Annotated in this window: 10 protein-coding genes; 9 read left to right on the top strand and 1 reads right to left on the bottom strand. The window is 71.3% G+C overall.

What is annotated here, in order from left to right; all coding sequences use genetic code 11:
• The 8 genes from ACFWMR_RS29075 to alr are packed head-to-tail and all read left to right on the top strand — an operon-like array spanning nt 1 to nt 11,373.
• On the top strand, nt 1-1,251 hold the full coding sequence (locus tag ACFWMR_RS29075) for an MFS transporter (protein ID WP_378380682.1): 1,251 nt from the start codon (nt 1-3) through the stop codon (nt 1,249-1,251).
• On the top strand, nt 1,248-2,111 hold the full coding sequence (locus tag ACFWMR_RS29080) for a 3-hydroxyacyl-CoA dehydrogenase family protein (protein WP_378380683.1): 864 nt from the start codon (nt 1,248-1,250) through the stop codon (nt 2,109-2,111). The genes ACFWMR_RS29075 and ACFWMR_RS29080 overlap by 4 nt, the downstream gene beginning before the upstream one ends.
• The gene (locus tag ACFWMR_RS29085) at nt 2,108-2,395 is read left to right on the top strand and encodes an acyl carrier protein (RefSeq protein WP_378276330.1); all 288 of its coding nucleotides are present in this window, start codon (nt 2,108-2,110) and stop codon (nt 2,393-2,395) included. The genes ACFWMR_RS29080 and ACFWMR_RS29085 overlap by 4 nt, the downstream gene beginning before the upstream one ends.
• A complete protein-coding gene (locus tag ACFWMR_RS29090; RefSeq protein WP_378380684.1) occupies nt 2,388-3,500 on the top strand; it encodes an acyl-CoA dehydrogenase family protein in 1,113 nt (370 codons plus the stop codon). Before ACFWMR_RS29085 ends, ACFWMR_RS29090 begins: the two co-directional genes overlap by 8 nt.
• Nucleotides 3,491-4,615, top strand: coding sequence for an HAD-IIIC family phosphatase (locus ACFWMR_RS29095; protein ID WP_378380685.1), 1,125 nt, complete (start codon nt 3,491-3,493; stop codon nt 4,613-4,615). The genes ACFWMR_RS29090 and ACFWMR_RS29095 overlap by 10 nt, the downstream gene beginning before the upstream one ends.
• A complete protein-coding gene (locus ACFWMR_RS29100) occupies nt 4,615-5,403 on the top strand; it encodes a hypothetical protein (RefSeq protein WP_378380686.1) in 789 nt (262 codons plus the stop codon). The genes ACFWMR_RS29095 and ACFWMR_RS29100 overlap by 1 nt, the downstream gene beginning before the upstream one ends.
• Nucleotides 5,396-10,255 carry an amino acid adenylation domain-containing protein gene (locus ACFWMR_RS29105; protein ID WP_378380687.1) on the top strand — a complete coding sequence of 1,620 codons (4,860 nt, stop codon included), beginning with the start codon at nt 5,396-5,398 and terminating at the stop codon, nt 10,253-10,255. Before ACFWMR_RS29100 ends, ACFWMR_RS29105 begins: the two co-directional genes overlap by 8 nt.
• Nucleotides 10,252-11,373, top strand: a complete 1,122-nt coding sequence (gene alr, locus ACFWMR_RS29110; RefSeq protein WP_378380688.1) for an alanine racemase — start codon at nt 10,252-10,254, stop codon at nt 11,371-11,373. The genes ACFWMR_RS29105 and alr overlap by 4 nt, the downstream gene beginning before the upstream one ends.
• On the opposite strand, the gene ACFWMR_RS29115 is transcribed toward alr, so the two are convergent.
• Nucleotides 11,321-11,752 carry a winged helix-turn-helix transcriptional regulator gene (locus ACFWMR_RS29115; protein WP_378380689.1) on the bottom strand — a complete coding sequence of 144 codons (432 nt, stop codon included), beginning with the start codon at nt 11,750-11,752 and terminating at the stop codon, nt 11,321-11,323. The two genes, alr and ACFWMR_RS29115, sit on opposite strands and share 53 nt — an antisense overlap.
• Before the next feature lie 99 nt (nt 11,753-11,851).
• Between ACFWMR_RS29115 and ACFWMR_RS29120 the strand changes: the two genes are divergently transcribed.
• A complete protein-coding gene (locus ACFWMR_RS29120) occupies nt 11,852-12,703 on the top strand; it encodes an alpha/beta fold hydrolase (RefSeq protein ID WP_378380690.1) in 852 nt (283 codons plus the stop codon).
• Nucleotides 12,704-12,847 lie beyond the last annotated feature (144 nt).

A 12,847-nucleotide genomic window follows, 5' to 3' on the forward strand; every position in this document is an offset into this window, starting at 1 on the left:
GTGACGGTAGCGCAAGAGACTTCCCTGTTGCGGCAGCGGAATTTCCGGACGTATTTCGCCGGGCAGGCCGTGGCGATGATGGGCACGGCGGTCGTCCCGGTCGCGATGGGCCTGGTCGCCGTGGTCACCCTGCACGCGAACGGCCTGGCCGCGTCGATCGTGTCCGCGTCCTCGATGCTCCCCGCGCTCCTGCTGACCTTGCCCATCGGCGCCGTCGTGGACCGGGTCGACAAACGCAAGATCATGATGTGGGCGGACGTCGGTCAGGGCGTCGCGATCCTGGCGGTGCCGTTGCTGTGGTGGAGCGGCGCGCTGTCGATCCCGACATTGTGCGTCACCGGGTTCGTGTCGACCGGTTTCGGGATCGTGTCCCAGGTCGCGCATCTGTCGCTGACCCCGCATCTGGTCACGAACGCGCAGCTGATCGACGCCAACGCGAAGCTGTCGCTGGCCGATTCCGCCGCCACGACGACGGGTCCGATGATCGCCGGGTTCCTCGTGGGCAGGCTCGGCGCGCCGGTGACGCTCGGCCTCGGCGTGCTGGCGAGTTTCTACAGCGCGTTCACGCTGACCCGGATCAGCTCACGGGAGCAGCGTCCGGACGGTCCCGTGGAACGCGCCACCCTGCGCAAGGACATCGCCGAGGGGCTGCGGTTCGTCGGGCGCAACGTGGTCCTGCGTGTCCTGATGATCGTCAACTCGGTCGACAACTTCTTCATCTTCTGGATCCAGGCCGTGCTGGTGGTGTACCTGGTCGGTGCGCTGCACTGGTCGCCCGCGGCGTACGGCCTCGTCATGGGCATCGCCGGACTCGGCGGCATTCTGGGCTCACTGCTGGTGAAACGACTGCATTCGGCCTTGGGTACCGGAAAACTGTTGGTGGCGGCGGTCTTCTTCGGCGGGCCTTGCGAAGCGGTGGTGCTGCTGCTGAGCCCCGGGCTCGCCGGCCAGGTGCTGACCTGCGCCGCGCAGTGTCTCGCGATCTTCTCCACCGTCTGTTACAACGTCACCTCGCGGACCTTGCGGCAGCACGAATCCCCGGACGGTCTGCGTTCGAGGATCACCGCCGCGCACCGCTGGGTCGGCAGCGGCCTTCGTCCGCTGGGCGCCGTGATGGGCGGCGTGTCGACGAGCGTTTTCGGCCTGTACGCGGGGATCGCGATCGGCTGCGTCGGACTGGCGATCGCGCCGGCCGTCGCCTGGTTCTCGCCGTTACGGCACACCGATCTCACGGAGGCGGGCAAATCATGACCGACACGACCGACGCCGGACGCGTCGCCATCTTGGGCGCCGGGGTGATGGGCCGGGGAATCGCCACCCTCGCCGCGGGACGCGGCCATCCGGTGCTTCTCGTGGACACTGACCCCGGTCAGCTCACAGGCGCCCTCGCGACCGTCCCGGATCAGCTCCGCCTCGCCCAGCTCATGGGCGCGTTGCCGCGCGACGTCACCGCGGGAACGATCGAGACGGCGACCTCGATCGAGGGCTTGGACCGCGCGACCGTGGTCGTGGAGGCGGTCACCGAACGCATCGAGCCGAAGGCGCGCGCGCTCGCCGCGGCGTCCGAGGCGGTGCGGCCGGGCACTCTGCTGATCACCAACACCTCGGCCATCCCCGTCGACGAACTCGCCGGCTCCGTCGGCAGGCCCGAGGACCTCGTCGGTGCTCACTTCATGAATCCGCCGTACTTCATCCGCACCGTGGAGGTCGTGCGCGGACGGCGCACCGGTGAGGCGGCGCTCGCCGCGGTGGGCGCGTTCCTGACCGCGCTCGACCGCGAGTACGTGGTGGTGGCGGACGGGCCGGGGTTCGTGATCAACCGGATCCTGCAACGGATGATCAACGAGGCCGCCCGCGTGGTCGACGAAGGCAAAGCCACGCCCGAGGCGGTCGACGCGTTGTTCACCGGCTGCCTCGGCCACACCACCGGCCCCTTGGCCACCGCCGATCTGATCGGGCTGGACAACGTCGTGGACTCGCTCACCGTGCTGGCGTCGCGTACCGACGACCCCGGCTACCGGCCGAGTTCCCTTTTGCTCGACAAAGTGCGAGCAGGTCACCTCGGCCGCAAGACGGGGTCGGGATTCTTCGAGTATCGGAGCACACCGTGAGCCACGCCATCGACCCTCAGACGCCCGGCACGCGACCCGCCGACCTGGCACGGCGGAGCCTGACCGGATTCCTCGAAGCGAGCACGAAGACCACCGTCGACCCGGCGCAGGACCTGTTCTCGGCAGGACTGATCTCGTCGCTGTTCGCGTTGCAACTGGTCGTCCACCTGGAACGGGAGTTCGGCGTGACGGTCGCCGGTGACGATCTGCGGCTGGACAACTTCCGCTCGGTCGACGCGATGGTCGCCTTGCTGGTGCGGCTCGGCGGGGCACGCGATGACTGAGGCGCGGTGGACCGCCGCCCGTGAGCTGGCCGCCGCTCTCGTCGGGGATTCGGCGGGAGACTGGGACGTCGAGGGGAAACTCCCGGCCGACGTGCTGCTCCGGATGGGAGCCGAGGGCGTCCTCTGCCCGCAAGTGCCCCAGGAGTACGGCGGACTGGGCATGGACAGCCTGAACTGCGGCGAACTCACGGCGGAGGTGGGCAGCCGGTGTTCGTCCCTGCGCAGTGTCATGACCTCCCAGGGCATCGCGGCGTGGTGCGTCGCCCGGCTGGGCGATGACGCGCAGCGAGCCGAATGGCTGCCGCGGCTCACCTCGGGTGCCCTGGCCTGTGTGGCGTTCAGCGAGCCGGACGCGGGCAGCGACCTGTCCGCGATGACCACCCGGATCCGGCCCGACGGGGACGACGTGGTCATCGAGGGCGAGAAGGTCTGGACCACTGCCGCGGCGTACGCGGATCTGATCCTGGTGTTCGGCCGCTACGCCGACGGCGCCGCCGCGGTGGTCGTGCCGTCCCACACGCCCGGAGTGCGGATCGAGCGGCGGCCCGACCCGCTGGGCTGCCGGGCCGCCGGTCATGCCGACATCCGCCTGGACTCCGTCCGGCTGCCGCGCGGCAGCGTGCTCGGCGGGGCGGGGCAGCCGCTGGGGATGCTGGTCACCTCGGCGCTGACCTACGGCAGGCTCTCCGTCGCATGGGGCTGCGTGGGCATCCTGCGGGCGTGCCTCGCCGCCGCGTGCCGGCACGCGACGACCAGACGTCAGTTCGGCAAACCCCTCGCCGGGCATCAGCTCGTCGCCCGTCACCTGGCCGAACTCATGGTGGACGAACAGGTGGCGACCCTGATCTGCCGTCAAGCCAGCGGGCACTGGGACGAGCGCACCCCGGACCTGGTCACGTCGGCGGTGCTCGCCAAGCACGTGGCCGCGCGCCAAGCCGCCGACGGCGCGGCACGGGCGACGCAGGTGCTGGCCTCGGCCGGCGCGCGGGACGGCTCGGTGGTGGCCAGGGCGTACCGCGACGCGAAGCTGATGGAGATCATCGAAGGAAGCAACGAGATCTGTGAACTCATCCTGGCCGAGCAGGCGGTGACGTCATGGGCGTGAGCACGGTGAAGTGCCTGGTCTGGGACCTCGACCAGACGCTGTGGCAAGGGATTCTCCTGGAAGCGGGGGAGATCCGGCTGTCCGGGGAGATCCGTGACGTCATCGTCGGACTGGACGCCAGGGGCATCCTGAACTCCATCGCCAGCCGCAACGATCACGAGCACGCCTGGCCACGGCTCGAGGAGCTGGGCATCGCGGAGTACTTCGTGGCGCCGAAGATCGGCTGGGGACGCAAATCCGACTCGGTACGCGCGATCGCGGACGAACTCGGCTTCGCCCACGAGACGTTGGCGTTCATCGACGATCAGCCCGCCGAACGGGCCGAGGTGCGCTTCCACCTGCCCGACGTCCGGCTGTACGCGGCGGAAGAGGCCGAAACCCTCCTCGACCGGCCGGAGTTCACCCCGGCGTCGGTGACCACGGACTCGCGGCAGCGGCGGCGGATGTATCAGGCGAACGTCCGGCGCGACGCCGGGCGGGCCGCGTTCCAGGGACCGGACGAGCAGTTCCTGCGCTCGCTGGACATGGTGCTGCGCGTCGACCGGGCCGGAGAGCGGGAGCTGGCGCGGGTGGCGGAGCTGACCCTGCGGACGAGCCAGATGAACGCCACGGGCGTGCACTATCCGGACGAGATCCTGCGCGGGCTGGTCGACGATCCCGGTCACGAAGTCCTCGTCGCGACACTCACGGATCGCTTCGGCTCACACGGCGCGATCGGCGTACTCCTGCTGGAGAAGTCCGAACGCGTGTGGCGGCTCAAATTGCTGGCGACTTCGTGCCGGGTCGTCTCCTTCGGTGTGGGCGCGGTGATCCTGCGCTGGCTCGCCGACCAGACCGCCGCCGCCGGCGTGCACCTCGTCGCGGATTTCCGCGCCACGGAACGCAATCGCGTGATGGAGATCGCCTATCGGTTCGCGGGCTTCGCCGAGGACGGCTGCCCGTGTCACGCGGATCTGCGTTCGGAAGACGAAGCGGCCGTCATGTTCCATCTGGTGCCTTCGCGGCAGCAGCCACCGCCCACGATGCGGGTCGTCGCGCCGCGACTGGCCGTCGCCACCGGCGCGCCGGTGGACTGGGAACCGTTGCCGGGCAACCGGATGGGGGAGGAATCGTGATGAGCGCGCGGTCGTCGATCGAGCAGGTTGCCGGAGGCGCACGGGCGAACGTGCTCTCGGTCAGCTTCACCGGGGTCGAACTCGGGCGTGACCTCGATTCCTTACTGGCCAAGGAAACCAGAGGCTTCGCGCTGTACCGGATCGACCCGCTCGGTGACCTGACCGCCGCGTCCGGATACGTGTCGCTGCCCGCGATGGCGCGCGGTTACGCCGAGCAGGCGGCCGGGCTCGCACCGATCGCGGTGATCGGCTACTGCACCGCCGCGACGCTGACCCTCGCCCTCGCGGAGGAGCTGGCCGCGGCCGGTGACCGGGCCCCGCTCGTCGTCCTGCTGGACCCGCTCCGGCCGACGCCCGCGAGTGTGGCCCGGTCGTTCGAAGACCGGCGGCGAGCCTTCGGCCGCACGGAACCGCCGGTGGCCGACGTCGACTGTCAGGGCGATCCAGGGACCGCGCTCCGCGCCATGGCGTCGCAGCTGGCCCTGGACGCGACCGCGTTCGCCGCCGACAACGAAATGGACGCCGAGGACGCGGACGCCATCACCACCGAACTGGTCGCCAGATACCGGGCCTGGCTCGGTTTCCTGCTCGCCACCGCACACCACGCGCCCGCCCCGGACGCGCTCGCGGTGCGGTGCCTGATGTCGCGGGACCGCGAGATCCCCGCCGCGCTGGTCGACCCGCCTTCGGTCCGGCGGCTCGCGCTGTCCGCCGAAGAACTCCCGGGCGCGGACGCCGTGCGCGAGCTGGTGTTCGAGATGATCGAGGCGGGGGCGAGCCATGTCTGACGCCACCCTTGCCTCCTTGATCGACCGGCAGATCGCGCGGACGCCGCACGCCGCCGCGGTGGCCTTCGAAGGCGAGGTCCTGACCTACCGCGAGTTCGGCACGCGTGCCCAGCGGGTGGCGAAAGCGCTTGCCCGCCGGGGGATCGGGCCGGGGTCCAAAGTGGCCCTCACCATCCCCCGGTCGCTCGAACTGGTGATCGCGATTCACGCGGTGACCGGATCCGGGGCGGCCTATGTCCCGGTCGATCCCGACTACCCGGCCGAACGCATCGCTTATCTGCTGGAGGATTCCGCGCCCGACGCGGTGCTGACGGCGGGCGAGATCAGCGGGCTCGCCGCCGCGGACGAGGAGGACGGCGGCGAGCCGATCCGGCCACCGCACGCGGGCGACCCGGCCTACGTCATCTACACCTCGGGCTCCACCGGCCGCCCCAAGGGCGTCGTCGTCCCGCATTCGGCCATCGTGAACCGGCTGTTGTGGGCGCAAGACCGGTATCCGCTCGGGCCGGGCGACAGCGTGCTGCAGAAGACACCCGCGTCCTTCGACGTCTCGGTGTGGGAGTTCTTCTGGCCGCTGCTGGCCGGGGCCCGGCTGGTGGTCGCCAAACCGGGCGGGCACCGCGATCCGGCGTATCTGACCGGTCTCATCCGAACCGAAGAGGTGACGACCGCCCATTTCGTGCCGTCGATGCTGACGATGTTCCTGAGCGATCCCGCCGCGGCCGGATGCACGTCTCTTCGTCGTGTCCTCTGCAGTGGTGAAACCCTGCCGTCCGCGATGGCACGCCAGTTCACGGAGCTGCTGCCGCGATCCGAGCTGCACAACCTCTACGGTCCCACCGAAGCCGCCGTGGATGTATCGCACCGGCGCTTCGATCCGGCCGAGGACGCCGAGACCGTCGCCATCGGCGAACCGGTGCGCGACACCCGGCTGTACGTGCTCGACCCGGCGCGGCGGCCGGTCGAACCCGGTGCGATCGGCGAGCTGTACATCGCGGGCGCCCAGCTGGCGTGGGGATACCACGGCAAACCGGGGCTGACCGCCGACCGATTCGTGCCGTGCCCGTTCGCCGCGCCGGGCGAGCGGATGTACCAGACCGGGGACCTGGTCCGGGCACGCCCCGATGGCGCGCTGGAGTACCTCGGGCGTTCGGACGACCAGGTCAAGGTGCGCGGCTTCCGCGTCGAGCTCGGCGAGATCGAGTCGGCGTTGCTGGCGCACGACTCGGTGGGCCGGGCGGCCGCCGTGCTGAGTGAGGACGTCCCCGGCGATCAGCGGCTCGTCGGCTACGTGACCGCCGCCGACGGCCACCCCGCGCCGGACGGCGCGTCCTTGCGCGCCTTCGTCGCGAAATCGCTTCCCGAGCACACGGTGCCGATGGCCGTCGTGGTCGTCGGCGATCTGCCCGTCACCGCGCACGGCAAACTCGACCGCAAGGCGCTGCCGCCCGTGGACTGGGCCGGTCTGTCCGGCGGGCCGGGCCGTCCGGCCGAAACGCCACTGGGGCGGAAGATCACCGCCGTCTGGGCGGAGGTGCTCGGCCAGGACGGCGCGAAGCTGGGGGCGGACGCGGACTTCTTCGCCGTCGGCGGGCATTCGCTGTCCGCGACCCGGCTCGTCGGCAGACTCAACCGCGAGTTCGGTGTGGATCTGCCGCTGCGCGCGATCTTCGATCACCGCACCCCGGCGTCCCTGGAACCGGTGATCGGGGAACTGACGGGACGCGGCACGGCGGACACGCCGCCCATCACGGCCGCCGCGGGCACGGTCGGCCCGGCGCCGCTTTCCCCGGGCCAGCAACGATTGTGGTTCCTGGAACAACTCCAGCCGGGCACCGCGCTCTACAACGTGCCCTCGATCATCCGGCTGTCCGGCGCGGTGTCCGAGACGGCACTCGCCGAGGCCTTCGGCGCGCTCGTCGCCCGGCACGACGCGCTTCGTACCGTGTTCGGCGGCGAGGACGGCAAGCCGAGCCAGCGCGTGGTCGACGGCCGGGAGGCGCGGCTGCGGGTCGTCCGGCCGCCGGACGCCGACGCGGCGGCGCACGCGGTCACCCGGGAGACGACCGAGCCCTTCGACCTGGCCGCCGACCTGCCGGTGCGCGCACTGTTGCTGCGCCTCGGTACGGGCGACAGCCTGCTGGTGATCACGGTGCACCACATCGCCGTCGACGCCTGGTCGATGGACGTGCTGCTGGACGAGCTCAGCGACCTTTACGCGCACCACACCGGCGAGCCGGTCCCGCTGCCCGCCCCGCCCGCGTTCCAGTACCTGGATTTCGTCGCCTGGCAACGCGAACACCTGACCGGCCCGGCCGCGGACGGACACCTCGCCTACTGGAAGCGTGCGCTGACCGGATGTCCGCAGATCCTGGACCTGCCCACGGACCGGCAGCGGCCGGCCGTGCAGTCCTATCGCGGATCGGTGCTGTGGCAGGACCTCCCGGCCGAGGTGGCCGGCGCGGTCCGCGCCACCGCCCGCGACGCGGGCTCCACACCGTTCATGGTCATGCTGGCCGGCTTCTTTCTCCTGCTGGGCAGGCTTTCCGGGCAGGAGCGGTTCCTGGTGGGCACTCCCATCGCGGGCCGCAACCGCCCGGAGACGGAGTCGGCTGTCGGGTTCTTCGTCAACCAGCTCGCGCTGCGGGCCGACCTGACGGGCGAACCGACGGTGGGGGAGCTGCTCGCCAGGGTGCGGGAGATGACCTTGCAGGCCTACGCCCATCAGGACCTGCCGTTCGAACGGCTGGTGGAGGAGCTGCGCCCCGAACGGGACCTGAGCCGTTCGCCGCTGTGCCAAGTGCTCTTCAACCACATCATGCCGCGCCGGGACGAATGGGACAGCGGCGGCGCGCGCTGGCGGCGGGAGCAGGGGGACGAGGCGTTCGCCAAGCTGGATCTCGCCCTGTACGTCTGGGAGCACGGCGACCGGGTCCGGTGCCAGTTCATCTACAACGCGGACCTGTTCGGCGCGGAGCGGATGAGCGGGGTCGCCGACCAGTACCTCGCGGTGCTGCGCGCGCTCACCGGTGACGGGGAACGGCGGCTGTCCCGGATTTCGCTGGTGACGGACGGGATGCGGAGCCTGCTGCCCGACCCGCGGCAACCGGTGCGAGCCGAGGCGGTGCCGGGTCTGGTGAGCCAGGTGGTCGCGGCCGCCCGTGCTCACCCGGATCGGGTGGCGCTGCGCGGGCCGGACGAGACGTGGACCTACCGCGAACTCGTCGAACGGACCGCCGCGACCGCCGGGGCGCTGCGGTCAGCCGGGGTCGGCCGCGGTGACACCGTGGCGGTACTGGGCGCCCGGACGCCGTGGCTGCCCGCGTCGGTGCTGGCGGTCTTGTCGGTCGGGGCCGTGGCGGCGTTGTTCGACCCGGCGTACCCGCGGACGTGGCTGGACCGTCGGATGCGCCGGCTCCGGCCCTCCGCCGTGCTGAACCTGTCGGCAGTGACACTCGACGGTGTCACGGCGATCCGCCCGGCGGAGCATGAACCGTCTACTGTGGACGATCCGTGGCGGGTTCCCGGGGAAGCGGGCCTCGCCGCCGCTTTCCTCCTTTTCACGTCGGGCACGACGGCGGAACCCAAAGGGGTACTGAGTGCCCAGCAGCCGTTGTGCCGCTTCCTGCGGTGGCAGGCGGAACGGTTCGGACTGTCCGGTGCCGACCGGTTCGCGGTGCTGTCGGGCCTCGGGCACGACCCGATCCTGCGTGACTGCTTCGCCGGTCTGCTCGTGGGAGGCGAAGTCCACTTCCCCGCCGAGGAGACCCGCGGCGAACCCGCCGAGCTGGCGGCTTGGCTGCGATCGAACAGGATCACTTCGGCACATCTCACCCCGACCCTGGGCACCATGCTCGCCACCGCGACCGACTCGGCGGCGCCTGAGCTGCGGTGGCTGTTCTTCGGCGGCGAGGCGTTGTCCTCGGCTCAGGTCCGGTCGATGACGCGGTGGGCGCCCTCGGCGGTGCCGGTGAACTTCTACGGCACGACGGAGACCCCGCAGGCCGCCGGTCACTTCGTGGCCTCACCTTGCCCGCCGGGCCCGCACGTGCCGATCGGCCGCGGCACCGGCGAAGCCCAGCTCCTGGTGATCACGGACACGGATCAACAGGCAGGTGTCGGCGAGCCGGGTGAGCTCGTGGTGCGGTCGCCGAACCTGGCGCTGCGCTACCTCGACGGGGATCCCTTTCCCACCAACATGTTCGGCCAGGATCCCGATGACCGGATCCACCGCACCGGCGACATGGCGCGCTATCGGCCGGACGGCACGGTCGAACTCGCGGGCCGCCGCGACCGGCAACTGAACCTGCGCGGCCACCGCGTCGAACCCGCCCAGATCGAGGCCGTCCTCACCGCCCACTCCGACGTGTGGGAGGCGGCGGTGCTCGCTTGCCGGGGCCCGCGCCCGGAAGACGACTGGCTGGCCGCGCACGTCGTGCCCGCTCCGGGCGGTGCGCCGACGATCGGCGAGCTGACCGCGTACCTGGCCGAACAGCTGCCCGCCCACCAGCGGCCCGCCCGGCTGGCGATCACCGATTCCCTCCCGATGACGTCCAACGGCAAGGTGGACGAGCACGTGTTGCGCCAGGTCGAGTTCCCCGCGGTGGAAGCCGTCGAGTCCGCCGCGGAACTGGACCCCGTGGAGTCCGCGCTCGCCACCGCGTGGGAGGAGGTGCTCGGCGGCCCGCCCGCCCGTCTCGATCAGAGCTTCTTCGAGGTCGGGCATTCGCTGCTGGCGACCCAGTACGTGGTGCGGGTACGCCGCAGCCTCGGCGTCGAGGTACCGCTGCGTCAGCTGTTCGCCAGTCCGAGCGTCGCCGCGCTGGCCCGTCACCTCAGGAGCAAGCTGTGATCCCGCCGCGCAGCACGGTCGACGTCGACCTCGGCGCGATCACCTCGAATCTCGCCGCGGCCAAGGAACTGGTGTCCGGGGCCGACGTGATGGCCGTGGTGAAATGCGACGCGTACGGACATGGCGCCACGGCGGTCACCCAGGCGCTCGACTCCGCCGGGGTCGCGTGCTTCGGTGTCGCGTTCCTGGAAGAGGCGCTGCCGCTGCGCGCGGTCGCGCCCGAGACGCCGATCCTCGTCTTCACCGAGCCGGCGCCAGGGGAGGAGATCGCGGCGATCGAGGCCGGGCTGACGCCGACCATCGCCAGCCCCGACGGCGTCGCCCGGCTGGCCGCGGCGGCGCACTCCGCGCCGCTGGACGTGCACCTGAAGATCGACACAGGACTCCACCGGCTGGGTGTCGCCCCCGAGCACGCGGTCGCGATGGCGCTGCGGGCCGAGAGCATGGGCCTGCGCGTGACCGGGGTGTGGACGCATTTCGCCACCGCGGACGACCTGGGCGACCCACAGCTCGGCGTTCAGCGGGAGCTGTTCGCCGCCACGGTCGAGCGGCTGCGCGCGGCCGGTGTCGAACCCCGGCATGTGCACGCCGCCAACAGTTCCGCCGCCTTGGGCGACGCCGGGACGCACTTCACCATGGTGCGGCTGGGCGCGGTGCTGTACGGGCTGCGTCCCGGTCCGTCGGTGCCTGGGCTCGCCGGGTTCCGTCCGGCGATGTCGTGGCGCAGCGGCGTCGTCGCCACCCAGCGGGTGGGGGAGGGCGAACGGGTCGGCTACGGATTGCGCTACCGGCTCGAAACGGAGTCGACGCTCGCCGTGGTGCCGGTGGGTTTCGGCGACGGCCTTCCCCGGCTCGCGGGCAATCGAGGGCAGGTGATCGTGCACGGCAGCCGCAGGCCGATCGCCGGCGCCGTGGGCATGAGCCACGTCATCGTGGACTGTGGCGACACCACCGTGCGGGTCGGGGACGAGGTGATCCTGCTCGGCCGGGACGACGCCGGAACCGACACCGAAATCACCGCGGAGGAGATCGCCCAATGGTCGGGCACCTCCGTTTACGAGGCTGTCACGAGGATCGCCCCCGGCCTGTCCCGTCGCTATCCGGCCGGGCGTCGTTGATCGCGTTGATCCGGTCGATCTCGGCCATGTGCCGTTCCGCCCATGCCCGGACCGCCGCGAGCGGGATCTCCAGCGACAGGCCCAATTCGGTGAGCCGGTAGTGCACCCGTGGCGGCACCGTCGGCTCCACCCTGCGCGTGACCAGACCGTCACGGGCCAGGCCGTGGAGGGTCACCGACAGCATTTTCTGCGAGACACCGGGCATCCGCCGCCGCAACTCGGCGAACCGCACCTCTTGCGGCGCGGCGTCGGCGAGCACCTTGATGGCCATCGACGTCCATTTCGTGCCGATGCGGTCCAGCAGTTGGCGGGTCGGGCACGTCGGGGAGAACAGATCACCTCGTGCGGCGCCGGTCGCACGAGCCGTTCGAGTGGTCACCTGGACCTCACCACCTGTCGGCAAGGTGCCGTCTTGGCAGCACCGTCGGGGTTACCTACCGTTTCATGGTAACCGATGGTGACCACCTGGAGGGCTCTCTTGTCCGATGTACCCGACCGTCCGCTCACGCTGAGGCGGATCGCGACCAACGGCATCCACGTGAATGTGGCGACGGCAGGCACGGGCTCGCCGGTCGTGCTGCTGCACGGTTTTCCGCACACCTGGCAGCTCTGGCGCGAGGTCATCGGCCCGCTGGCCACGCGCCACCGGGTGATCGCCCCGGACTTGCGCGGGCTCGGGGCCAGTAGCCGTGCCGCCGACGGTTACGACGCGGGCACCCTGGCCGCCGACGTCGCCGGGATCCTCGACGTCCTGGGCGAACCCAGCGCGGCCGTGGTCGCCATCGACGCCGCCGTGCCCGCCGCCGTCTTGCTCGCGCTACGGCAACCGGACCGGGTGCATCGACTCGTGGTCATGGAATCGCTGCTGGGGACGCTGCCCGGCGCCGAGGACTTCCTCGCCGCCGGCCCACCCTGGTGGTTCGGATTCCACGCCGTCCCCGGTCTCGCCGAAACGGTCCTGATCGGCCACGAGGCGCAGTACATCGACTGGTTCCTGCATGCGGGCACCCTCGGCCGCGGCGTGCCCGCGGAGGTCCGCAAGGCGTTCATCGACGCCTACACCGGATCCGACGCGCTGCGCTGCGCTTTTTCCTACTACCGCGCCCTGCCCACCAGCGCCCGTCAGATCCGCGACGCCGTGGCGCACGGCGGGCTCGCCATGCCCACCCTGGCGATCGGCGCCCACCCGGTCGGCAACGCCCTGGAACGACAGTTGCGTCCTGTGGCCGCCGATCTCACCGGACACCTCATCCCCGATTGCGGCCACATCATCCCGCTCGACCGGCCGAAGGAACTGCTGGACCTGCTGCTGCCCTTCACCGCGGTATGACGGTCCGGGACCGAGCAGCGGGGGGGGGCCCCGGGGGGGCGCGGCCCCCCCCCCGGGTGGGGGAGGGGGGCCCCGCCGCCAGCAACCCCGGGAAACGGGCGGGTGAAAGACGGGGGGGTGATAGGGGGGGGGCCCGGGGTGGTG

Source organism: Amycolatopsis thailandensis (genome assembly GCF_042723255.1).
Taxonomy (GTDB): Bacteria; Actinomycetota; Actinomycetes; order Mycobacteriales; family Pseudonocardiaceae; genus Amycolatopsis; species Amycolatopsis thailandensis.